This is a genomic window from Pseudomonas sp. MWU13-2862, from assembly GCF_023242495.1.
GTDB classification, from domain to species: Bacteria; Pseudomonadota; Gammaproteobacteria; order Pseudomonadales; family Pseudomonadaceae; genus Aquipseudomonas; species Aquipseudomonas gingeri_D.
Window position 1 is genome coordinate 84,340 of record NZ_JALMEZ010000007.1, and the last position, 25,924, is coordinate 110,263.

Genomic DNA, 25,924 nt, shown 5'->3' on the forward strand with positions numbered 1-25,924 from the left:
ATGCACTTCAGCGAATTGATGGCAGTTCTTTCCACGCACGCGATCCGTCTTCAACAGGAAGAAGACGATCTGGTGATTCTCGGTGACGATGAGGGCCTTGACAGCGCCGTGCTCGACAGTCTCGGCGTGCATAAGGCGGAACTGCTCAAGCTGGTGGCTCGAAACGGCGGGGACTGGTTGAGCCCGGCCTTCCGGATTACCGCGGACATGCTGCCGCTGGCCGACCTCAGCCAGGAGGCGATCGACCGTATCGTCGACGCGGTGCCCGGTGGTGCCGGCAATGTCCAGGATATCTACCCGCTGGCGCCCCTGCAGGAAGGCATTCTCTATCATCACCTGGCCGCCGGGCAGGGTGACCCCTATGTGCTGCGGGCGCTGTTCGGCGCCGATAACCGCGAACGCCTCGACGATTTCGCCCAGGCCCTGCAAGCGGTGATCGAGCGTCACGATATCCTGCGCACCGCCATGGTCTGGGAGGGTCTCGACGAGCCGGTGCAGGTGGTGCTGCGCGACGCCACCCTGGCGGTGGAAGAGCTTGAACTGGCAGCCGCCGACGGGGATATCGAAACCCAGTTGCGCGAACGCTACGATTCCCGGCATTACCGCCTCGACCTGCGCCAGGCCCCGCTGATGCGCCTGGTCTGCGCCGAGGACCGGGCCAATGCGCGCTGGGTGGCGATCCTGTTGTTCCATCACATCGCCATCGACCATGCCGCGCTGGAGCTGGTGCAGGTCGAGATGCAGGCCTACCTGCTCGGCGAAGGCCATGCCTTGCCCGAGGCGGTGCCGTATCGCAACTATGTGGCGCAGGTCCGGCTGGGGGCCGGGGCCGATGCCCATGAAGGTTTTTTCCGCGACATGCTGGCGGACGTCGATGAGCCAACGTTGCCGTTTGGCGTGGTCGAAACCCCGGGCAGCGACCCGCTGATCGAAGAAGTTCGCGTGCCGGTCGCTGCCGCCTTGAGCCTGCGCCTGCGGGCCCAGGCCCGGCAGCTGGGGGTCAGCGCCGCGAGCCTGCATCACCTGGCGTGGGCGCGGGTGGTGGGCGCCGTTTCGGGCAAGTCCGATGTGGTCTTCGGCACCGTGCTGATGGGCCGGATGCAGGGCGGCGAGGGTGCCGATCGAGCCCTGGGCATGTTTATCAACACCTTGCCGTTGCGGGTGAAACTCGAGGGGCACGGGGTCCGTGAAGGGGTCAAGACCACCCACGCGCGCCTGACCGCCTTGCTCGGCCACGAGCACGCCTCCCTGGCCCTGGCCCAACGTTGCAGCGGCGTGGCCGCGCCGGCGCCCTTGTTCAGTTCGCTGCTCAACTACCGCCACAGCGCCGCCGAGTCGGTGGCTTCGGCCGAGACCCTGCAGGCCTGGGCCGGTTTGCACAGCCTCGGCGGTGAAGAACAGAGCACCTATCCGATCACCCTGTCGGTGGACGACCTGGGCGAAGACTTCAGCCTGGCGGTCCAGGCCCTGGCGGAGATCGGTGCGCAGCGCGTCGGCAACTATATGCTGGCGGCCCTCGGTGGGTTGGTCGAGGCTTTGGAGCAACAGCCACAGACACCCTTGCAGCACCTGGAAATCCTTCCGCCGGCCGAGCGTCAACAAGTGCTGCACGGCTTCAATGCCACGGCGCGCGACTATCCGCGGCACAGCAGCCTGCAGGCCCTGTTCGAACTGCAAGTGGCGGTGCGGCCCGACGCAGTGGCTGCCGTCCAGGATGGCCAGAGCCTGACCTACCAGCAACTCAACAGCCGGGCCAATGGCCTGGCCCGCCACCTGATCGGCCTCGGCGTACAGCCGGGCGAACGGGTGGCGTTGCTGCTGGCACGCTCCTTCGACCTGCTGGCCGGCCAACTGGCGATTATCAAGTGCGGCGCGGCCTATGTGCCGCTGGATATCAATGCGCCGGCGGAACGCCAGGCCTTCATGCTGAACGACAGCGCGGCGCGGCAGGTCCTGACCCTGAGCGGCAGCGCGGTGCCCGAAGGTATCCAGCGGGTCGATCTGGACACCCTGGAACTGGACGCCGATGTACCGAACCCGACACTGGCCGGGTCCTCCGAGTCGGTGGCCTATATCATGTACACCTCCGGCTCCACCGGCACGCCCAAAGGGGTACTGGTGCCGCACCGGGCCGTCAGCCGCCTGGTGGTCAACAACGGTTATGCCGATTTCAACGCTGATGACCGCGTAGCCTTCGCTTCCAACCCGTCCTTTGATGCCAGCACCCTGGACGTCTGGGCACCACTGCTCAATGGCGGTTGCGTGGTTGTGGTGGAGCAGTCGGTGTTGCTGTCCCTGGACGAGTTCCGCGCGCTGTTGCTGGCACGGTCGGTCAGCGTGCTGTGGATGACCGCCGGCCTGTTCCATCAATATGCCGACGGCCTGATGGAAGCCTTTGGCCGCTTGCGCTACCTGATCGTCGGCGGCGACGTGCTGGACCCGGCGGTGATCGCCCGGGTATTGGAAGAGGGCGCGCCGCGACATCTGCTCAACGGCTACGGTCCGACCGAAGCCACCACCTTCTCAACGACCTACGAAATTACCTCGGTGGGCAACGGTGGTATCCCCATCGGCCGGCCGATCGGCAACAGCCAGGTCTACGTCCTCGATGCCCTGCGCCAACCGGTGGCTGTGGGTGTGGCCGGCGAGCTGTATATCGGCGGGGAGGGCGTAGCCAAGGGTTATCTGAATCGCCCGGAACTGACCGTCACGCAGTTCATCGCCGACCCGTTCAACACTGAGGCCGGAGCACTGCTGTACCGCACCGGCGACCTGGCGCGCTGGACCGCGGACGGGGTTGTCGAGTACCTGGGGCGTAACGACGACCAGGTGAAAATTCGTGGTTTCCGTATCGAACTGGGCGAGATCGAAGCACGCCTGGCCGATTGCCCGGGCGTCAAGGAAGCCGTGGTGCTGGCCCGTCAGGATGAGCCCGGACATAAACGTCTGGTGGCCTACCTGATTGCCGAGGCCGACAGCACCTTGTCGGTGCCGGAGCTGCGTCGCGAGCTGGCGGCGTCCCTGGCCGAATATATGGTACCCAGTGCCTTTGTCGTCCTCGAGTCGTTCCCGCTGACCGCCAACGGCAAGCTGGATCGCCGGGCCTTGCCGGCACCGGACGCCGACGCCTATGCCAGTCGCGAGTTCCAGGCCCCCGAGGGCGAGCTGGAAATCACCCTGGCGCGGCTTTGGTCCGAGTTGCTGAAAGTCGAACGGGTCGGACGCCATGACCACTTCTTCGAACTCGGTGGGCACTCGCTGCTGGCGGTGAGCCTGATCGAGCGCATGCGTCAATTGGGCCTGAGTGCCGACGTGCGCGTGCTGTTCAGCCAGCCGACCCTGGCGGCGCTGGCCGCCGCTGTCGGTGGTGGTCGCGAAATCAGCGTACCGGCCAACCTGATTGTTGACGGTTGCCAGCGGATCACCCCGGACCTGCTGCCGCTGGCCAACCTGACCCAGGCACAGATCGACCAGGTGGTGGCGACGGTGCCGGGCGGGACTGCCAATGTGCAGGATATCTACCCGCTGGCGCCGTTGCAGGAGGGGATTCTCTATCACCACTTGGCCGCCCGGGCCGGCGACCCCTACGTGTTGCAGACCCAGTTTGCCTTTGACAACCACGAGCGTCTGGGCGCCTTTGTCCAGGCCTTGCAGATGGTGATCGACCGCCATGACATCCTGCGTACCGGGGTGGTCTGGGAGGGCCTGGATTCACCTGTGCAGGTGGTCTGGCGCCAGGCGCGCCTGCACCTTGACGCGCTTGAACTCGACCCTGCCGCCGGCGATATCGGTGCGCAACTGCACAGCCGCTTCGATCCGCGTCACTACCGCCTGGACGTGAGCGAGGCACCGCTGATGCGTCTGGCCTATGCCGAAGATCCGCTCAACCAGCGGATCACCGCGATGCTGCTGTTCCACCATATGGCCCTGGACCATATGGCGATGGAAGTGGTGCAGCATGAAATGCAGGCTTGGCTGCTCGGTGAGACCGAGGCCTTGTCGGCGCCGGTGCCATATCGCAACTATGTGGCCCAGGCGCGCCTGGGTGTCAGCCCGGCCGATCACGAAGCGTTTTTCCGCGACATGCTCGGCGAAGTGGAAGAACCGACCCTGCCGTTCGGTTTGCAGGATGTACAGGGCGATGGCAGCGATATCGAGGAAGCGGTCCAGGCGCTGGATGCGCAGTTGGACCAGCGCCTGCGGGCTCAGGCCCGGCAGTTGGGGGTGAGTGTCGCCAGCCTGGTGCACCTGGCCTGGGCCCAGGTACTGGGCAAGGTGTCGGGGCGCCGGGATGTGGTGTTCGGCACTGTGTTGATGGGCCGGATGCAGGGCGGCGAGGGTGCCGACCGGGCACTGGGGATGTTTATCAATACCTTGCCGCTACGGGTTGCCGTGGGCGGGCAGGGTGTACGCGCCGGGGTCAAGGCGACCCACGCGCGGTTGACCGCGTTGCTGGGCCACGAACACGCGTCCCTGGCATTGGCCCAACGTTGCAGCGGCGTGGCCGCGCCGACGCCATTGTTCAGCGCCTTGCTCAACTACCGGCATAGCGCCGTCGGCAGTGTTTCCGAGCGGGCCGTGCAGGCCTGGCACGGTATCCATGCCCTCAGTGGCGAAGAGCGTACCAACTACCCGTTGACCTTGAACGTCGACGACCTGGGCGACGGTTTCAACCTGACCGCCCTGGTGGCCTCGTCGATCGGTGCGCAGCGGGTTTGCGGCTATATGCACACGACGCTGGAGCATTTGGTGGAGGCTCTGGAGCAGACGCCGCAAGCGTCGTTGCAAGGCCTGTCGATCCTGCCGGCCAGCGAGCGTGAGCAGTTGCTGGTGGGATTCAACGACACGGCACTGGAGTATCCGCAGGCGCAGACCGTTCATGGGTTGTTTGAAGCGCAGGTGGAGCGCACGCCGCAGGCCCTGGCGGTGGTGCATGGCGAGCGTCGTCTGAGCTATCGCGAGCTTAACGAGCAAGCCAACCGTCTGGCGCACACCCTGCGTAAACAGGGCGTGCAGCCGGATTCGCGGGTGGGGATCTGCGTTGAACGTGGTGCCGAGATGGTCGTCGGCCTGCTGGCGATTCTCAAGGCGGGTGGCGGTTATGTGCCGCTGGACCCGGCCTACCCGGCGGAGCGGATTGCCTACATGTTGCAGGACAGCGCTCCGGCGGCGGTCTTGGCACAGGCAGCTACCCAAGATCTCTTGGCGGGTGTTTCGGTGCCCGTGATCAATCTCGACCAGGACACCTGGCAGGACGAATCCGTCCAGAATCCGCAGGTGCCGGGGCTGACTTCGGCGCATCTGGCCTATCTGATCTACACCTCGGGTTCGACCGGCCTGCCTAAAGGCGTGATGATCGAACACCGCAATACCGTGAACTTCCTGACCTGGGCCCACGCCGCTTTCAATGCGGGCGCAACCTCTGTGGGAGCCGGCTTGCCGGCGATGACGGCGGTGAATCCAACATCGCCATCGCGAGCAAGCTCGCTCCTACAGGGATCGGGTTCGGCGTTGGATAAGACGTTGTTCTCGACCTCGCTGAACTTCGACCTGGCGGTCTATGAGTGCTTCGCGCCCTTGACCTCCGGCGGCAGCATCGAGGTGGTGAAAAACGTCCTGGAACTGCAACACGGCGAACACGATATCGGCCTGATCAACACCGTACCGTCGGCCCTCAAGGCCTTGCTGGAAGTGGATGGCTTGCCGGAGTCGGTGCACACGGTCAACGTTGCCGGTGAGGCGCTGAAGCGCGGCCTGGTTGAATCCCTGTTCGAAAAAACTGGCGTCCAACGTCTTTGCAACCTCTACGGCCCGTCGGAAACCACCACCTACTCAAGCTGGGTGTCGATGGACCGCGAAGACGGTTTCGCCCCGCATATCGGCAAACCGGTCGGCAACACCCAGTTCTTCTTGCTGGATGAACAGCAACAACCGGTCCCATTGGGCGTACCGGGTGAAATCTACATCGGCGGCGCCGGTGTGGCGCGGGGTTACCTGAACCGCGACGACCTCACCGCCGAACGCTTCCTCCAGGACCCGTTCGCAAGCACGCCGAATGCCCGCATGTACCGCACCGGCGACCTGGGTCGCTACCTGGCGGACGGCAATATCGAATACCTCGGCCGTAACGACGACCAGGTGAAAATCCGCGGCTTCCGTATTGAACTGGGCGAGATCGACGCCCGTCTGGCCAAACACCCGGCGGTCCATGACGCGGTGGTCACCGCTCGTGAAGACATCCCGGGCGATAAACGCCTGGTGGCTTATTACACCCTGGCCACCGGGTACACCTCGGTGGAGATCGACAGCCTGCGTCAGCATCTGCGGGAGAAGCTGCCGGAGTACATGGTCCCGGGTATCTACGTTGTTCTGGAGAAGCTGCCGTTGACCCCCAACGGCAAGCTGGACCGCAAGGCCTTGCCGGCCCCGGACAGCGATGCGTTGGTCCGTCGTGGCTACGAAGCCCCTCAAGGCGAAACCGAAATCGCCTTGGCGCAGATCTGGGCCGACTTGCTCAAGGTCGAGCAGGTGGGGCGTCACGATCACTTCTTCGAACTGGGCGGCCACTCGTTGCTGGCGGTCAGCCTGATCGGGCGCATGCGCCAAGCGGGTCTGAGCGCCGATGTCCAGGTGCTGTTCGGCCAGCCGACCCTGGCCGCACTGGCCGCCGCCGTGGGCGGGGGCCGTGAAATCAGCGTGCCGGCCAACCTGATTGGCGAAGGGTGCGAGCGTATCACCCCGGATATGCTGCCGCTGGCCAATCTCGACCAGGCCGCTATCGACCGTATTGTCGCCAGCGTGCCGGGTGGCGTGGCGAACGTGCAGGATATCTATCCGCTGGCGCCGTTGCAGGAAGGCATTCTCTACCACCATCTGTCAGCCGTGGACGGCGACCCCTATGTCCTGCACATGATGTTCACGGTGCAGGAGCGTCAGCGGCTGGACGATTTTGCCCAGGCGCTGCAACAGGTCATCGACCGCCATGACACCCTGCGCACCTCTGTGCTCTGGGAAGGCCTGGACGAGCCGGTCCAGGTGGTCTGGCGCCAGGCTCGGTTGCAATGCGAAGCCGTGGAGCTGGACTCTGGGGCCGGTGACGCCGCCGGCCAGCTCAAGGAGCGTTTCGACAGCCGTCATTCGCGCCTGGACGTCACCCTTGCGCCGCTGATGCAACTGGTGTTTGCCCGGGATGAAGCCCGGCAGCGCTGGGTGGCGATGTTGCGCTTCCATCATATGGCCCTGGACCATACGACCCTGGAAGTGGTCCGCCATGAAATCCAGGCGTATCTGCTGGGGCAGGCCGAGCAGCTCGGCAGCCCGGTGCCGTATCGCAACTATGTGGCCCAGGCGCGCCTGGGCCTGAGCCGCGAGGAACACGAGGTGTTCTTCCGCGACATGCTGGGGGATGTCGACGAACCGACGCTACCGTTCGGCCTGCGCGAAGTGCAGGGCGAAGGCCAGCAGATCGAGGAAGCCTCGCAGGTCCTGGCGTCGAGCTTGAGCCTGCGCCTGAGGACCCGTGCCCGGCAGTTGGGGGTGAGTGCCGCCAGCCTGCACCACCTGGCCTGGGCGCGGGTGATGGGGGCGCTGTCGGGCAAGTCGGACGTGGTCTTCGGCACCGTGTTGATGGGCCGGATGCAGGGCGGCGAAGGTTCCGAGCGGGCGCTGGGGATGTTTATCAACACCTTGCCGTTGCGGGTTGCCGTGGGTGAGGAGGGCGTACGCGCCGGGGTCAAGGCGACCCACGCGCGGCTGACCGCGCTGCTCGGCCATGAATATGCGTCACTGGCCCTGGCCCAGCGTTGCAGCGGCGTGGCCGCACCGACACCACTGTTCAGCGGCCTGCTCAACTACCGGCACAGTGCCTCGGAGCAGGTTACCGAACAGGCCGTGCAGGCCTGGCAAGGCATCGAGATCCTCGGCAGCGAGGAGCGCAGCAACTACCCGCTGACCCTGTCGGTGGATGACCTGGGTGAAGACTTCGCCCTGAGTGTCCTGGCTCCGGAGGCGATCGGCGCGCAACGGATCTGCGACTACATGCACACGGCCCTGGTCAATCTGGCCGACGCCCTGGAGCAGGCGCCGCTGACGCCGCTGTCCGCGCTGTCGGTCGTCCCGGCCGCCGAACGCCAACTGCTGCTGGAAGACTTCAACCGCAGCACCGCGCCTTATCCCGCCGGCCTGACCATTGCCCGGCAGTTCGAAGCCCAGGTTCTCGCGACTCCCGACGCCCTCGCGGTGGTCCATGAAGGCCAGGGCCTGAGCTATGTCGAGCTGAATCGCCAGGCCAACCAGCTGGCCCATCATCTGCGCGGCCTTGGCGTACAGCCTGATGACCGCGTCGCCATCAGTGCGGGGCGCAGCCTCGAGATGCTGGTCGGCCTGGTGGCGATCCTCAAGTCCGGCGCCGGTTATGTGCCGATCGATCCGTCGCACCCGGCGGAACGCCTGGCCTACCTGCTGCGCGACAGCGCCCCACGGGTGCTGCTGACCCAGGCCGAGCTGCTTGAACGCCTGCCGGTGCAGGACGTGCCAGTGCTGCTGCTCGACGCCGAATCCCGCCACGCCGCGGGTGTCGACGCGCAACCGCGGAGCAACCCGGATATCGCCACACCGTCCAGCCTGGCTTATGTGATCTACACCTCGGGCTCCACCGGTGAGCCGAAGGGCGTGATGGTCGAGCACCGTCAACTGTCCAATCTGGTGAGCTGGCACTGCCAGGCGTTCGCCCTGGAAGCAGGCAGCCAGACCTCCAGTGTCGCCGGCTTCGGCTTCGACGCGATGGCCTGGGAAGTCTGGCCGGCGCTGTGTGTCGGCGCTACCTTGCACCTGCCGCCGGCTTCTGCCGGCAGTGAAGATGTCGACGGCCTGCTGGCCTGGTGGCTGGCGCAGCCCCTGGACGTCAGCTTCCTGCCGACGCCGATTGCCGAATATGCCTTCAGCCAGTCGTTGCAGCACCCGACCCTGCGCACCCTGCTGATCGGCGGCGACCGCCTGCGGCAGTTCCCCCAGGGCCAGCGCTTCGCCCTGATCAACAACTATGGCCCGACCGAAACCACGGTGGTGGCGACTTCCGGGTTGATCGACGAACACGCCGCGACGCTGCATATCGGCAAACCGGTGGCCAATACCCGGGTCTATCTACTCGACGAACAACTGCGTCCGGTACCGCTGGGCGTGCCCGGTGAACTCTATATCGGTGGCGCGAGCGTGGCCCGTGGTTACCTGAACCGCGCGGCACTGACCGCCGAACGCTTCCTCAAGGACCCGTTCAGCAGCGAACCCGAGGCGCGGATGTACAAGACCGGCGACCTGGCGCGCTGGCTGGTCGACGGCAATCTCGACTACCTGGGGCGTAACGACGACCAGGTGAAGATCCGTGGCCTGCGTATCGAACTGGGGGAAATCGAAACCCGCCTGGCCAGCCACCCTGAGATCCAGGAGGCTGTGGTTCTGGCCCGCGAAGACCACCCCGGCGACAAGCGTCTGGTGGCCTATTACAGCTCGGCTGACGCCACGCTGGAAATCGAAACCCTGCGCGCCTACCTGCAAACGCAACTGCCGGACTACATGGTGCCGTCGGCCTATGTCGCCCTGGACAGTTTTCCGCTGACCGCCAACGGCAAGATCGACCGTCGGGCACTGCCGGCGCCGGATCTGACGGCCCTGGTCAGCCGTGGCTACGAAGCGCCCCAGGGCGATATCGAAATCACCCTGGCGCGGCTCTGGGCCGATGTGCTCAAGGTCGAGCGCGTCGGTCGGCATGACCATTTCTTCGAGCTCGGCGGCCACTCGCTGCTGGCGGTCAACCTGATCGGGCGCATGCGCCAGGTCGGCCTGGCGGCGGATGTCCGCGTGCTTTTCGGCCAACCGACCCTGGCCTCCCTGGCGGCGTCGGTGGGCGCGGTCAGCGACCTGGCGGTTCCGGCCAACGGGATTGCCGCGGACTGCCGGCGCATCACCCCCGACATGCTGCCGCTGATCAGCCTGGACCAGGCCACCCTCGACCGCGTCGTGGCCACGGTGCCCGGTGGTGCGGCGAACGTGCAGGATATCTACCCGCTGGCACCGTTGCAGGAAGGCATTCTCTACCACCACCTGAGCGCCGAGCAGGGCGACCCCTATGTGCTGCAATCGCAGTTCGCCTTTGACAGCCGCGCCCGCCTGAACGATTTCGCCCAGGCGCTGCAAGCGGTTATCGACCGGCATGACATCCTGCGCACCTCCATGCACTGGGAAAGCCTCGACGAGCCGTTGCAGGTGGTCTGGCGCCATGCCGAGTTGAGCATCGAGGAGGTCCATCTGGATCCCCGTGTCGGCGATATCGCCGAGCAGTTGCAGGGGCTTTTCGACCCGCGCCAGGTACGCCTGGATGTCCGCCAGGCACCGATGCTGCGCCTGGTCTTCGCCCTGGATACGGCCAACCAGCGCTGGCTGGCGACCTTGCTGTTCCACCATATGGTCCTCGACCACACCGCGCTGGACCAGGTGAAGCAGGAAATGCAGGCCTGGCTGCTGGGCCAGACCGATCAACTGGGCGTCTCCGTGCCCTATCGCAACTATGTCGCCCAGGCTCGCCTGGGGGTCAGCGAGCAGGCCCACGAGGCGTTCTTCAAGGACATGCTTGGCGATATCGACGGGCCGACGCTGCCGTTCGGCCTGCAGGATGTGCAGGGCGATGGCCATGCCATCGAACAGGCCCATCTGGCCCTGGACGCCGGTTTGAGCCAGCGCCTGCGGGTCCAGGCCCGTCAGTTCGGGGTCAGTGCCGCGAGCCTGGTACACCTGGCGTTTGCCCAGGTCCTGGGTCGGGTCAGCGGGCGTGAGCAGGTGGTGTTCGGCACCGTGCTGTTCGGCCGGATGCAGGCCGGCGAGGGCGCCGAACGGGCCCTGGGGATGTTTATCAATACCTTGCCGCTGCGGGTTGACCTGGGTGAGCGGGAAGTCCGTGAAGGGGTCAAGGCGACCCATGCGCGGCTGACCGCCTTGCTCGGGCATGAGCACGCCTCCCTGGCCCTGGCCCAGCGTTGCAGCGGCGTGGTTGCACCGGCCCCGTTGTTCAGCGCATTGCTCAACTACCGCCACAGCAGCACGGGGGTGACCGAGCAAGGCCAGAGCGCCTGGCAAGGCATGCAGGCCCTGGCGGGCGAAGAGCGGACCAACTATCCGTTGACCGTCAACGTCGACGATCTGGGCGACGGTTTCTACTTCACCACGCTGGTGGCCGCGGCCATCGGCGCGCAACGTGTTTGCGGTTATTTGCAGACGGCCTTGGACGGGTTGGTCCAGGCCCTGGAGCAGGCGCCACAGACGCCATTGCACGCAGTGTCGATATTGCCGTCGGCCGAGCGTGAGCAGTTGCTCGAAGACTGGAATCAGTCCGGCCAGGACTATGCCGCCGAGGCATTGATTCATCGGCAGTTCGAAGCCCGTGCCGAAGAACGGCCGGAGGCCGTGGCGCTGGTGTACCAGGATGAAAGCCTGAGCTACGGCGAACTCAACGCCCGCGCCAACCAGGTTGCCCATCGCCTGCTGGCCCTGGGCGTGCGGCCGAATGATCGGGTGGCGATCTGCGTCGAACGTGGCCCGGCGATGATTATCGGCTTGCTCGGGATCCTCAAGTCCGGCGCCGGTTATGTGCCGCTGGACCCGGCCTATCCCCGCGAACGCCTGGCCTACACCCTTGGCGACAGCGCCCCGGTGGCGTTGCTTAGCCAACACTCGGTGCAGGAAGCCTTGCCGACGGTACAGGTGCCCGTTATCAATCTCGACGATGCGGATCTGCAGGACGAATCCGTGCGCAATCCGCAGGTGCCAGGGCTGACGGCCGCGCATCTGGCTTATGTGATCTACACCTCCGGTTCCACCGGCCTGCCCAAGGGAGTGATGGTAGAACATCGCAACGTTGCGCGGCTGTTCTCGGCCACCGAAGAATGGTTCGGCTTCAATGAGCAGGATGTCTGGGCACTGTTCCACTCATTCGCCTTCGACTTCTCGGTCTGGGAAATCTGGGGCGCGCTGCTGCATGGCGGCCGTTTGCTGATCGTGCCGCAACTGGTCAGTCGTTCGCCTGAAGATTGCTACGCGCTACTGTGCAGCGCTGGAGTCACGGTACTCAACCAGACCCCGAGCGCCTTCCGCCAACTGATCGCTGCCCAGGGTGAAAACGGCCGGCCACACTCGTTGCGCCAGGTGATTTTCGGCGGCGAGGCGCTGGATACGGCACTGCTCAAGCCCTGGTACGCCCGGGACCTGAACGCCGCTACACAGCTGGTGAACATGTACGGCATCACCGAAACCACGGTGCACGTGACCTATTACCCGTTGCAGGCCGAAGACGCCCAGCGCCTGGGCGCCAGCCCGATCGGCAAGCGCATTCCCGACTTGCAGCTGTATGTCCTCGATGACCGTCGCGAGCCAGTACCGGTGGGCGTGGTCGGCGAGCTGTATGTCGGTGGCGCCGGGGTTGCCCGGGGCTACCTGAACCGTGCCGAACTGAGTGCCGAGCGTTTCCTCGACAACCCGTTCAGCCGCGAGGCGAATGCGCGCATGTACCGCACCGGTGACCTGGGTCGCTGGCTGGCCGACGGCAGCCTGGAATACCTCGGTCGTAACGACGAGCAGGTGAAGATTCGCGGTTTCCGCATCGAACTGGGCGAGATCGAAGCGCAGCTTGGTGCCTGCGAGGGCGTGCGGGATGCGCTGGTGCTGGTGCGCGAAGACGAACCCGGCGACAAACGCCTGGTGGCTTATGTCATCGGCGCTGCGGGGGTTGAGCTGGACGCCGCGCAACTGCGCGAGCAACTGCGCCAGTCCCTGGCCGAATACATGCTGCCAAGCGCCTTTGTCAGCCTGGAAAGCTTCCCGCTGACCGCCAACGGCAAACTCGACCGCAAGGCCCTGCCGGCCCCGGATCGCTCGGCGGTGGCCAGCCGTGGCTACGAGGCCCCTGAAGGTGACACCGAGATCGCCATTGCGCGGATCTGGCAGGAGCTGTTGCAACTGGATCAGGTCGGTCGCCATGACCATTTCTTCGAACTGGGCGGCCACTCGCTGCTGGCGGTGAAACTGATCGAGCGCATGCGCCAGGTCAACCTCAGTGCCGATGTCCGTGTGCTGTTCGGCCAGCCGACCCTGTCCGCCCTGGCGGCCGCGGTGGGTGGCAAGCACGAGGTCGAAGTCCCGGCCAACCTCATCCCCGAAGGTTGTGAACACATCACCCCGGACATGCTGCCGCTGGTGTCCCTGAGCCAGGACGATATCGACCGCGTGGTCGCCGGCGTGCCCGGTGGCCTGGCCAATGTGCAGGATATCTACGCCCTGGCGCCGTTGCAGGAGGGGATTCTGTATCACCACCTGGCCGCGGCCCAAGGTGACCCGTACCTGCAATATGCGATGTTCGCCTTCGACAGTCTCGAACGCCTGCACAGTTTCGCCCAGGCCCTGCAAGGCGTGGTGGCGCGACACGATATCCTGCGGACCTCGGTATTCTGGGAAAGCCTCGATGCGCCGGTGCAAGTGGTCTGGCGCGAAGCGACCCTGGGTCTTGAACAGCTTGAGCTGGACCCGGCGAACGGTGAAGTGGTCGAACAACTGCGTGAACGCCTCGATCCACGCCATACCCGCCTGGATATTCGCCAGGCGCCGATGATGCGCATCGGTTATGCCCAGGACCCGGCGAATAACCGCTGGGTCGGCATGCTGCTGTTCCATCACCTGGTGGACGACGCCACCTCGCTGCGCATTCTCTGCGGCGAAATCGAGGCGCATATGCTCGACCGCCAGGCCGAGCTGCCGCCGTCCGTGCCGTATCGCAACTACGTGGCCCAGGCCTGGCTGGGTGTCAGCCGCGAGGAACACGAAGACTTCTTCCGCGACATGCTCGGCGATATCGAGGAACCGACGCTGCCGTTCGGCCTGCAGGATGTGCAGGGTGACGGTCATGCGATCGAGGAAGTGCGGCAACGTGTGGACGACGACCTGAGCCGTCGCCTGCGCTTGCAGGCCCGTCAGCTCGGGGTCAGTGCCGCGAGCCTCTATCACCTGGCCTGGGGTCGTGTACTGGGCGTGGTGTCGGACAAGGACGATGTGGTCTTCGGCACCGTCTTGCTCGGTCGCCTGCAAGGCGGCGCCGGGGCCGATCGGGCCCTGGGCATGTTCATCAATACCTTGCCGCTGCGGGTGGCCCTGGGAGAGCAGGGCGTGCGCAGTGGTCTGAAGGCCACCCATACCCGACTCAGCGGGCTGCTGGCCCATGAACACGCGTCGCTGGTACTGGCGCAACGCTGCAGCGGCGTGTCCGCTTCGACGCCGCTGTTCAGTTCATTGCTCAACTATCGGCAGATCGGCGATACCAACGTGACCGACCAGGCGTTGGCCGCCTGGGAAGGTATCCAGGCGCTGGACGGCGAAGAACGCACCAACTACCCGCTGACCTTGTCGGTGGACGATCTGGGTGAAGGTTTCAATCTGACCGTCATGGCCGAAGGGCAGATCGGTGCCGAGCGGGTCTGCGGCTATATGCACTGCGCCCTGGAAAACCTGGTGCAGGCCCTGGAGCAGGCGCCGGACACGGCCCTGGGCGCGATCAATATCCTGCCGCCGGGCGAACGCCAGCAATTGCTGGAAAGCTGGAACACTCCTCATGCGCTGTATTCCGATGACGCCTTGATCCACCGCACCTTCGAAGCCTGGGTGGTGGCGCAACCGGAAGCCGTGGCCCTGCAGTATGAAGGGCGCACGCTGACCTACGCTGAGCTGAACGCCCGCGCCAACCAGGTCGCCCATCATTTGCTGACCCTGGGCGTGCGTCCGGATGACCGGGTGGCGATCTGTGTCGAACGCGGCCTGGAGATGATTGTCGGGCTGTTGGGTATCCTCAAGGCGGGTGCCGGCTACGTGCCGATCGACCCGGCCTATCCGGCCGAGCGTATCGCCTACCAGTTGCAGGACAGTGCTCCCGTGGCGGTATTGGCCGATGCCGCCGGCCTGGCGCTGCTGGGCACCTTCGACGGCCCACGGGTCGATCTGCGCAGCCCGGCGCTGCAGGCCCAGTCGAGCAGCAATCCACGGGTCAGCGGGCTCAGCCCGCATCACCTGGCCTATGTGATCTACACCTCCGGTTCCACCGGCCTGCCCAAGGGCGTGATGGTCGAGCACCGCAACGTCGCGCGGCTGTTCTCGGCGACCCAGAGCTGGTTCGAGTTCAATGAGCAGGATGTCTGGGCCTTGTTCCACTCGTTCGCCTTCGACTTCTCGGTCTGGGAAATCTGGGGCGCGCTGCTGCACGGCGGGCGTTTGCTGGTGGTGCCACAACTGGTCAGCCGTTCACCAGAAGACTGCTACGCACTGCTGTGCAACGCCGGGGTAACGGTGCTCAACCAGACCCCGAGCGCCTTCCGCCAGTTGCTCAACGCCCAGGGCGAGAGCGATCTGCGCCATTCCCTGCGCCAGGTGATTTTCGGTGGCGAAGCCCTGGAGACCGGGATGCTCAAGCCGTGGTACGCCCGGGTGGCCAACGCCGGCACCCAATTGGTGAACATGTACGGCATCACCGAAACCACGGTGCATGTGACCTACTGCCCATTGGTGGCGGCGGATGCGCAGCGGGCGGGCGTCAGCCCTATCGGCGTACGGATTCCCGATTTGCAATTGTATGTGCTCGACAGCCGTCGCGAGCCGGTGCCGGTAGGCGTGGTCGGCGAGCTGTATGTCGGCGGTGCCGGGGTGGCCCGGGGTTATCTGAACCGTGCTGAACTGACCGCCGAGCGTTTCCTGGCGAACCCGTTCAGCAAGGAGCCCCTGGCGCGCTTGTACAAGACCGGCGACCTGGGTCGCTGGATGGCCGATGGCAGCCTCGATTACCTGGGCCGCAATGACGACCAGGTGAAGATCCGTGGTTTCCGTATCGAACTGGGTGAAATCGAAGCGGCGCTGGCTGCTTGCGAAGGCGTCCGCGAGGCGGTGGTTCTGGCCCGTGAAGACGAGCTGGGGGATAAACGCCTGGTGGCCTATGTGATCGCTGCGCCGGGCCAGGAGGTGGTTGCCGCCGAGTTGCGTGGGCAGCTGTTGCTGTCCCTGGCGGACTATATGGTGCCAAGTGCCTTCGTAGCCCTGGAAGCCTTTCCGCTGACCACCAACGGCAAGCTGAATCGCAAGGCCTTGCCGGCACCGGATGCGCAAGCCCTGGTGCGCCGTGACTACGCGGCGCCTGAAGGTGCAGTGGAAATCGCCATCGCGCAGATCTGGCAATCCTTGCTGCAACTGGAGCAGGTCGGTCGCCATGACCACTTCTTTGAACTGGGCGGGCATTCGCTGCTGGCGGTGAAACTGATCGAGCGCATGCGCCAGGTCGGCTTGGCCGCCGATGTGCGGGTGCTGTTCAGCCAGCCGACCCTGGCGGCCCTGGCCGCGGCGGTGGGCGGGCATCAGGAGGTGCGGATACCGGACAACCTGATTGCTCCGGGCTGTGAGCGTATTACCCCGGACATGCTGCCCCTGGCCGATCTGGACCAGGCGGCCATCGATCGCATTGTCGCCAGCGTTCCGGGCGGTGTGGCCAATGTGCAGGATATCTACGCCCTGGCGCCGTTGCAGGAAGGGATTCTTTATCACCACCTGGCAGCCCATGAGGGTGACCCCTATGTCCTGCAGGTGCTGTTCGCCTTCGACAATCGCGAGCGCCTGGGTGGTTTCGCCGAGGCCTTGCAGAGCGTGGTCGATCGCCATGACATCCTGCGTACCAGCGTGGTCTGGGAGGGATTGGACCAGCCGGTGCAGGTAGTCTGGCGCACCGCGCAACTGGGTGTGGAAGAGGTGGCGGTCGATCCGGCGGCGGGTGACGTACTGGAACAACTGCACGAGCGTTTCGACCCGCGCCATTACCGTCTGGACATTGGCCAGGCGCCGCTGATGCGCATCGCCTACGCACCGGACATGGCCAACCAGCGTTGGGTCGGGATGTTGTTGTTCCATCACATGGCCCTGGACCATACCGCGCTGGAAGTGGTGGTGCAGGAAATGCAGGCCAGCCTGCAAGGCCTGGGCGGGCAATTGCCGGCGCCGGTGCCGTACCGCAACCATGTGGCCCAGGCCCGCCTGGGCGTCAGCCAACAGGAACATGAAGGGTTTTTTCGCGAGATGCTCGGCGATATCGACGAGCCGACGCTGCCTTATGGCATCCAGGATGTACAAGGCGACGGCAGTGGTGTCGACGAAATCCGCCAGGTGCTTGACAGCGGTTTGAGCCAGCGCCTGCGCAGCAGCGCGCGGCAACTGGGGGTCAGTGCCGCGAGCCTGGTGCACCTGGCCTGGGCCCAGGTGGTGGGCCGGGTCTCGGGTCGTGAGGAAGTGGTCTTCGGCACCGTGCTGATGGGCCGCATGCAAGGCGGCGAGGGCACCGACCGGGCCCTGGGGATGTTTATCAATACCTTGCCGCTGCGCCTCAGCGTCGGCGCCCAGGGCGCACTGGCCGGGGTCAAGGCGACCCACGGGCGGCTGTCGACGCTGCTCGGGCACGAGCATGCCTCGTTGTCCCTGGCCCAGCGTTGCAGTGGCGTGCCGAGCTCGTTGCCGTTGTTCAGCACCTTGTTGAACTATCGCCACAGCACCAGCGGCGTGGCCTCGTCCGAGGCCTTGTCGGCCTGGCAGGGTATCCAGACCCTGAGCATGGAAGAGCGCACCAACTATCCGTTGTGCCTGAACGTCGATGACCTGGGCGATGACTTTATGCTTACCACCCAGGCGGTGGGGCAGATCGGCGCCAAGCGGGTCGGCGGTTATATGCAGGCTGCCCTGGCGAGCCTGGTGGAAGCACTGGAACAGCGGCCGCAGGCAGCGCTGAACAGCCTGTCGATCCTCCCGGACGATGAGCGTGAGCTGTTGCTGGTGGGCTTCAACGATACTGCGCTGGATTATCCGCAGGCGCAGACCGTGCATGGGTTGTTCGAGGCGCAGGTGGCGCGTACGCCGGATGCCTTGGCGGTGGTCCATGGCGAGCAGCGCCTGAGCTATCGCGAGCTTAATGAGCAAGCCAACCGCCTGGCCCATGCCCTGCGTAAACAGGGGGTGCAGCCGGATTCACGGGTAGGCATTTGCGTTGAACGTGGGGCGGAGATGGTTGTCGGCTTGCTGGCGATCCTCAAGGCGGGCGGTGGTTATGTGCCGTTGGACCCGGCTTACCCGGTAGAGCGGATTGCCTACATGTTGCAGGACAGCGCTCCGGCTGCGGTGCTGGCGCAGTCGGCTACCCAGGAGCTGTTGGCGGGTGTTTCGGTGCCCGTGATCAATCTCGAGCAGGGCACCTGGCAGGACGAATCCGTCCAGAATCCGCAGGTGCCGGGGCTGACCTCGGCGCACCTGGCTTACCTGATCTACACCTCGGGTTCGACCGGCCTGCCTAAAGGCGTGATGATCGAACATCGCAACACCGTGAACTTCCTGACCTGGGCTCACGTCGCTTTTGACGGCTCGGCGCTGAACAAGACCTTGTTCGCCACTTCGCTGAACTTCGACCTGGCGGTCTACGAATGCTTTGCGCCCCTGACTTCGGGCGGCAGCATCGAGGTGGTGAAAAACGTCCTGGAACTGCAACAGGGCGAACACGACATTGGCCTGATCAACACCGTGCCATCGGCGCTCAAGGCGTTGCTGGAAGTCGATGGCTTGCCGGAATCGGTCCACACGGTCAACGTCGCCGGCGAAGCGCTGAAACGCAGTCTGGTGGAATCGCTGTTCGAGAAGACCGGCGTCCAACGCCTGTGCAACCTCTACGGTCCCTCGGAAACCACCACCTACTCAAGCTGGGTAGCGATGAATCGCGAAGACGGCTTCGCCCCGCATATCGGCAAACCGGTGGGCAACACCCAGTTCTACCTGCTGGATGAGCATCAGCAACCGGTCCCGTTGGATGTTCCGGGCGAGATCTATATCGGTGGTGCCGGCGTGGCCCGGGGTTACCTGAACCGCGACGACCTGACTGCCGAGCGTTTCCTCCTGGATCCGTTCAGTCAGGCCCCGGCGGCACGGATGTACCGCACCGGCGACCTCGGTCGTTACCTGGCGGATGGCAATATCGAATACCTGGGCCGTAACGACGACCAGGTGAAGATCCGTGGTTTCCGTATCGAACTGGGCGAGATCGACGCCCGTCTGGCCAAACACCCGGCCGTCCACGAAGCCGTGGTCATGGCCCGTGAAGACGTGCCGGGCGACAAGCGCCTGGTGGCCTATTACACCCTGGCCGCCGAGCACACTTCGGTGGATATCGACAGTCTGCGCCTGCACCTGCAGGAGCAGTTGCCGGAGTACATGGTCCCGGCGGCCTACGTGCAGCTCGAAGCACTGCCACTGACCCCGAACGGCAAGCTGGACCGCAAGGCCCTGCCGGCACCGGATCTGCAAGCGGTGATCAGCCGTGGCTACGAAGCCCCCGAAGGCGATATCGAAATCGCCCTGGCGCAACTCTGGCAAGAACTGCTGGGCCTGCCTCAGGTCGGTCGGCATGACCAGTTCTTTGAACTGGGTGGCCACTCATTGCTGGCGATGCGTCTGATTTCGCAGATCCGCCAGCGACTGGGGGTTGAGGTGGGCCTGGCGCAACTCTTTGCCCATCCCGAACTGATGGCCCTGGCCCAGGTGATCGCCCAGGCCGGACGCAGCACACTGCCGGAGATCGTGCCGGTGGCGCGTGACCAGGCCTGGCCGTTGTCCTTTGCCCAGCAGCGCCTGTGGTTCCTCGCGCAGATGGAAGGCGCCAGCGCGGCCTACCATATGCCCGCCGGCCTCAGTCTGCGTGGCACCCTTGACCGCGTGGCCCTGCAACGGGCGCTGGAGCGCATCGTCGCGCGCCACGAAGGCTTGCGCACCACCTTTATCCTGGGCGATGACGAACAGCCACTGCAACGGATCGCCTCGGCGGATGCCGGCTTCAGCCTGCAGTTGCACGATTTGCAGGGGCTGGCGGCGGCCGAGGAGAAACTCCAGGTCCTGGCCAGCGAGGAGGCCGTGCAAGCCTTCGATCTGGAACAGGGGCCGTTGATTCGTGGCCGTCTGATCCGTATGGCCGAGGACCACCATGTCCTGTTGCTGACCATGCACCATATCGTCTCCGATGGCTGGTCGATTGCCGTGCTGACCCGCGAGCTGGCCGCGCTCTACGAAGCGTTCAGCCAGGGCCGGGACGATCCGTTGGCGCCGTTGGCACTGCATTACCTCGACTACGCCGTCTGGCAGCGTCGCTGGCTCAGTGGCGAACTGCTGCAAAAGCAGTGCGGTTACTGGCAGCGAGCCTTGGCGCAAGCGCCGGCACTGTTGATGTTGCCGACCGATCGGGTACGTCCGGCACAGCAGGACTATGCCGGTGCCGCGCTGCCGGTGGCCTTCGACGAAAACCTGACCCGTGGCCTCAAGGCCCTCGGCCAGCGTCACGGCACCACCTTGTACATGACCGTCATGAGCGCCTGGGCGGCGCTGTTGGGCCGTCTGGCCGGGCAGGACGACGTGGTGATCGGTTCGCCGGTGGCCAACCGCATGCGCAGTGAAGTCGAAGGGCTGATCGGCCTGTTCGTCAATACCCTGGCGATCCGTGTCGACCTCAGCGAGCAGCCGACGACCGAGTCCCTGTTGGCACGGGTCAAGACCGCGACCCTGGGCGCCCAGGCGCATCAGGACCTGCCGTTCGAGCAGGTGGTTGAAGTGATCAAGCCGGTGCGCAGCCTGTCTCACAGTCCGGTTTTCCAGGCGATGTTGACCTGGCAGGACATGGGCGGTGGCGACTTCGCCCTGGGCGATCTGCAACTCGAAGGCCTGGGCGCGACCCAGACCCTGGCCAAGTTCGATATCTCGCTGGACCTGGGCGAGGCCCAAGGCCGTCTGCTCGGTTCGCTGGAATACGCCACGGCGCTGTTCGACGAAGGCACCATGGTTCGTTACCTCGGCTACTTCCAGCGCCTGCTGGAAGCCATGGTTGCCGACGACAGCCAGGTGCTGGAGCGCGTGCCGTTGCTCGATGCCAGCGAACGTGAACATTTGCTGCTGGGCCTCAATGCGACCGAAGTACCTTATCCGCAGGACAGTACGATTCATCAGCTGTTCGAAGATCAGGTCCGGGCGCAACCGGAGGCCATCGCGGTGGCGTTCCAGGCGCAGCGCCTGAGCTATGGCGAACTGAACCGCCAGGCCAACCGACTGGCTCATCATCTGATCGGTCTGGGCATTGGCCCGGACGATCGGGTGGCGATCTGTGTCGAGCGCGGTGTGGAGATGATGGTCGGCTTGTTGGGTGTGCTCAAAGCGGGTGCGGCCTATGTACCGCTGGATCCGGCTTATCCGGCCGAGCGCCTGGCCTATATGATCGAGGACAGTACGCCGTCGGCCTTGCTGACCCAGCGTGCATTGCAGAGCCATTTACCCGCACTGGCCGTGCCGCTGGTGCTGCTCGACGACGATCAGCGCCAGGGCTTCAGCGAGCGTGACGACAACCCCGTGGTGCCAGCCCTTGGCTCGCGCAACCTGGCTTACGTGATCTACACCTCCGGTTCCACCGGCAATCCCAAAGGGGTGATGATCGAACACCGTGGCCTGGTCAACTACAGCGTCGACGCCGCCCGCCTGTTCGGCCTGACTGCGACAGACACCGTGCTGCAACAGAACACCCTGAACTTCGACCTGTCGGTGGAGGAAATCTTCCCGGCACTGCTGGCCGGGGCCACCCTGGCGCCAAGCCGCGAGATCTTCGGCAGCGAGGGCTCGGAGAATCATGGTATTCGCCCGACCTTCCTGCATATGACCGCCGCTCACTGGCACACCCTGGCCGCCGAATGGCACAGCCAGCCGCAAGTTGCCGCGCAACGTCTGGAAGGCGTGCGCTTGATCAACGTCACCGGCGACGCCCTGTCGGCACAAAAGCTCAAGCTCTGGGATGAAGTCCGCCCGGCACATACCCGCTTGATCAATACCTACGGTCCGACCGAGGCAACGGTGTCCTGCACCGCCGCTTATGTCACCCACGATGCGGTGGCCGGTAGCGAAGGCAGTGGCAACGCGACCATCGGCAAGCCGATGGCCAACACCCGTATCTATCTGCTCGATGCCCATCAGCAACCGGTGCCCTACGGCGTGGCCGGTGAAATCTTTATCGGTGGCGACGGCGTGGCCCGGGGTTACCTGAACCTCGAACAGGTCAACGCCGAGCGATTCCTCGTTGATCCGTTCAGCACCAGCCCTGATGCCCGGATGTACAAAACGGGCGACCTGGCCCGCTATATGGCCGACGGTCGTATCGAGTACCTGGGCCGCAATGACTTCCAGGTCAAGGTCCGTGGCTTCCGGATCGAACTGGGGGAAATCGAGGCACGCCTCGGTGGTTGCAGCGGGGTCAAGGAAGCGGCGGTGATTGCTCGCGAAGACCGTCCGGGAGAAAAGCGTCTGGTGGCCTATGTGGTCGCCCAGCCTGAAGCGAACCTGGATGTTGCCGGTTTGCGTGCGGAACTGGCACCGCAGCTTGCCGAATACATGCTGCCAAGTGCCTTCGTGATCCTCGACGCCTTGCCGTTGACACCGAACCGCAAGCTCGACCGCAAGGCCTTGCCGGCCCCAGTGGACGATGCCTTTGCCAGCCGCGAGCATGTCGCCCCGCAAGGCGCCACCGAGACGGCCCTGGCGCAGATCTGGCAGAGCCTGCTGAATCTGCAACAGGTGGGGCGTCATGACCACTTCTTTGATCTGGGTGGGCACTCGCTGCTGGCCATGCGCTTGATTTCCCAGGTGCGCCAGCGCCTGGGCGTCGAGCTGAGCCTGGCGGATATCTTTGCCCAACCGGAACTGGCGGCATTGGCCCAGGTGCTGGCGCAAGCCGCCGGCAGCAGCCAGCCGCCGATCGTGCCGGTATCCCGTGACCAGGCCTTGCCATTGTCGTTTGCCCAGCAGCGCCTGTGGTTCCTGGCGCAACTGGATGGCGGTAGTTCGGCTTACCACATTCCAGCCGGGCTGCGTTTGCGTGGTGCCCTGGATCGTATCGCCCTCAAACGGGCGCTGGATCGTATCGTTGCCCGTCACGAATCACTGCGTACCACCTTTGTGCAACTGCAGGGGCATGACGCGGAACAACGTATCGCCCCGGCCGACATCGGCTTCAACCTGCAATTGCACGTACTGGCTGGCCAGGCAGAGGCCGAAGAAGAGCTGCTGTCCATCGCCGCCGAAGAGGCTCGCGAGAGCTTCGACCTGCTGCGTGGACCGCTGGTGCGCGGGCGTCTGGTGCGCATGGCCGATGATGACCATGTGCTGCTGGTGACCTTGCACCACATCATCTCCGACGGCTGGTCTGCCGGCGTGCTGACCCGCGAACTGGGCGTGCTCTACGAGGCCTTCCGCCAGGGCGCGGAAGATCCGTTGCCGGCCTTGCCGGTGCAGTACGCCGACTATGCGGTTTGGCAGCGCAACTGGCTGAGCGGTGAAGTGCTGCAACAGCAAGGACAATACTGGCAACAGGCCCTGACCGGTGCCCCGGTCCTGCTGGCACTGCCAAGCGACCGGCCGCGTCCGGCGCAGCAGGACTACAGCGGGCATCTGTTGGGCCTGGCCCTCGATGCCGACTTGACCCGTGGTCTCAAGGCGTTGAGCCAGCGGCAGGGCACCACCTTGTTTATGACGGTCATGGCGGCCTGGGCTGCGGTGTTGAGCCGCCTGTCCGGCCAGGATGATGTGGTGATCGGTACGCCGGCGGCCAACCGTCTGCGCGCCGAGGTGGAGGACCTGATCGGGTTCTTCGTCAACACCCTGGCGGTACGGGTCGAGGTCTCGGCGGCGCTGAGCGTCGAAACCTTGCTGCAACAGGTCAAGCGCCAGACCCTGGCCGCCCAGGCCAACCAGGACTTGCCGTTCGAGCAGGTGGTGGAAGTGGTTCGTCCGCAGCGCAGTCTGTCCCACAGCCCGATTTTCCAGGCGATGTTGTCCTGGCAGAACACCGAGGACGTCGATCTGGCGCTCGGCGATATGACCCTGCATGGTGTCGGGGTGACCAGTCGCACGGCCAAGTTTGACGTGCTGCTGGATATGACCGAGGTGGGCGACCGTCTGTTCGGCACTTTGGAATACGCCACGGCGTTGTTCGACGAGTCGACCATGCAGCGTTGCCTGGGTTACCTGGAAGCCATGTTGCGTGGGATGGCGGCCGATGAACGGGCGCTGGTTGCAGAGATTCCGTTGCTGGACGAGGAACAGCGTCAGCATTTGTTGGAAGGCTTTAATGACACGGCAGTCGACTATCCGCAGGATCTGACCTTGCATGGCCTCTTTGAGGCTCGTGTTGCAACCAGTGGTGACGCGATAGCGGTCGTGGACGAGAAGGGCAGCCTGACCTATGACGCACTCAACCGTCAGGCCAACCGTATCGCCCATCGTCTGATCGGCCTGGGCATCGGCCCGGATGATCGGGTGGCGATCTGTGTCGATCGTAGCCTGGAAATGGTCGCGGGGTTGATGGGGATTCTCAAGGCCGGCGCTGCGTATGTGCCGCTGGACCCGGATTACCCGATTGATCGTCTGACCTACATGTTGGAGAACTGTGCTCCGGCGGTTGTTCTCACCCAAGAGGCTTTGCGTGCAGTGCTTCCAGCCAGCAACGTACCGGTGCTGTTGCTCGATCCTGAGCATGCCGAGCGTGAAGGTTTCCTCGCACAACCAGATAGCAACCCGTTGCGCGCTGAAGTCCGTCCCGAGCATCTGGCTTACGTGATCTACACCTCCGGCTCGACCGGCCAGCCGAAAGGCGTGATGAACGAACACCGTGGCGTGGTCAACCGCTTGTTGTGGATGCAGGACGAATACGGTCTGGATGCCTCGGACAGCGTGTTGCAGAAGACGCCATTCAGCTTCGACGTGTCGGTCTGGGAGTTCTTCTGGCCGCTGTTCAACGGCGCACGGCTGGTGATGGCGCGTCCGGGCGGTCATCGTGACCCGGGCTATCTGCGTGAAGTGATTCGCGAGCAGAAGATCACCACCTTGCACTTTGTGCCGTCGATGCTGGATCTGTTCCTCGCTCATGGCGAGGCCGGGGGTAGCGGTTTGCTGCGAGTCATGTGCAGCGGTGAAGCACTGCCGGGGCATCTGGTGCGACGCTTCAAGCAGCAGTTGCCGGAAGTCGGCCTGTTCAACCTCTACGGTCCAACCGAAGCGGCGGTAGACGTGACGGCCTGGGATTGCACGGGGCCTGAGACGCCAGACAATACGCCGATTGGCAAACCGGTGGCGAATACGAAGATCTACCTGCTGGACGCCAGTCGTCAGCCAGTACCGCTGGGTGTGGCAGGCGAGTTGTATATCGGTGGTGTGCAGGTGGCTCGCGGCTACCTGAACCGCCCCGAACTGAGCGCCGAGCGTTTCCTCGACGACCCGTTCAATGTCGGTCGTATGTACCGCACCGGCGACCTGGGTCGCTATCTGCCGGACGGCAGGGTGGAATACCTGGGCCGTAACGACGACCAGGTGAAGATCCGTGGTTTCCGGATCGAACTGGGCGAAATCGAAGCGCGCCTGGCTGCTTATCCTGGGGTCAAGGAAAGCGTAGTCCTGGCTCGGGAGGACAACCCGGGCGAAAAACGCCTCGTGGCCTACGTCACGGCGCAGCAGCCTGAAGCCGTGTTGGAGATCGAAAGCCTGCGTGGCCATCTGCAAGGCGCACTGCCGGAATACATGGTCCCGGCGGCCTATGTGCAGCTTGATGCTCTACCACTGACGCCCAACGGCAAATTGGACCGCAAGGCCCTGCCGGCCCCGGATGGCACGGCACTGATCAGCCGCGAATATGAAGCGCCGCAAGGCGAAGTGGAAAGCGTACTGGCGCAACTCTGGGCGGAATTGCTCAAGGTCGAGCGCGTAGGGCGGCACGACAACTTCTTCGAACTCGGCGGTCACTCGCTATTGG

The 25,924-nt window shown here is 64.7% G+C and carries 1 protein-coding gene (cut by a window edge); it reads left to right on the plus strand.

The window, feature by feature from the left end:
• Positions 1–25,924: the 5' portion of a non-ribosomal peptide synthase/polyketide synthase gene (locus M5C56_RS14325; RefSeq protein ID WP_247263194.1), read on the plus strand. 5,066 nt of this gene lie beyond the right edge of the window; 25,924 of the gene's 30,990 nt are visible here — the first part of the coding sequence; its start codon is at positions 1–3; its stop codon lies off the right edge, out of view.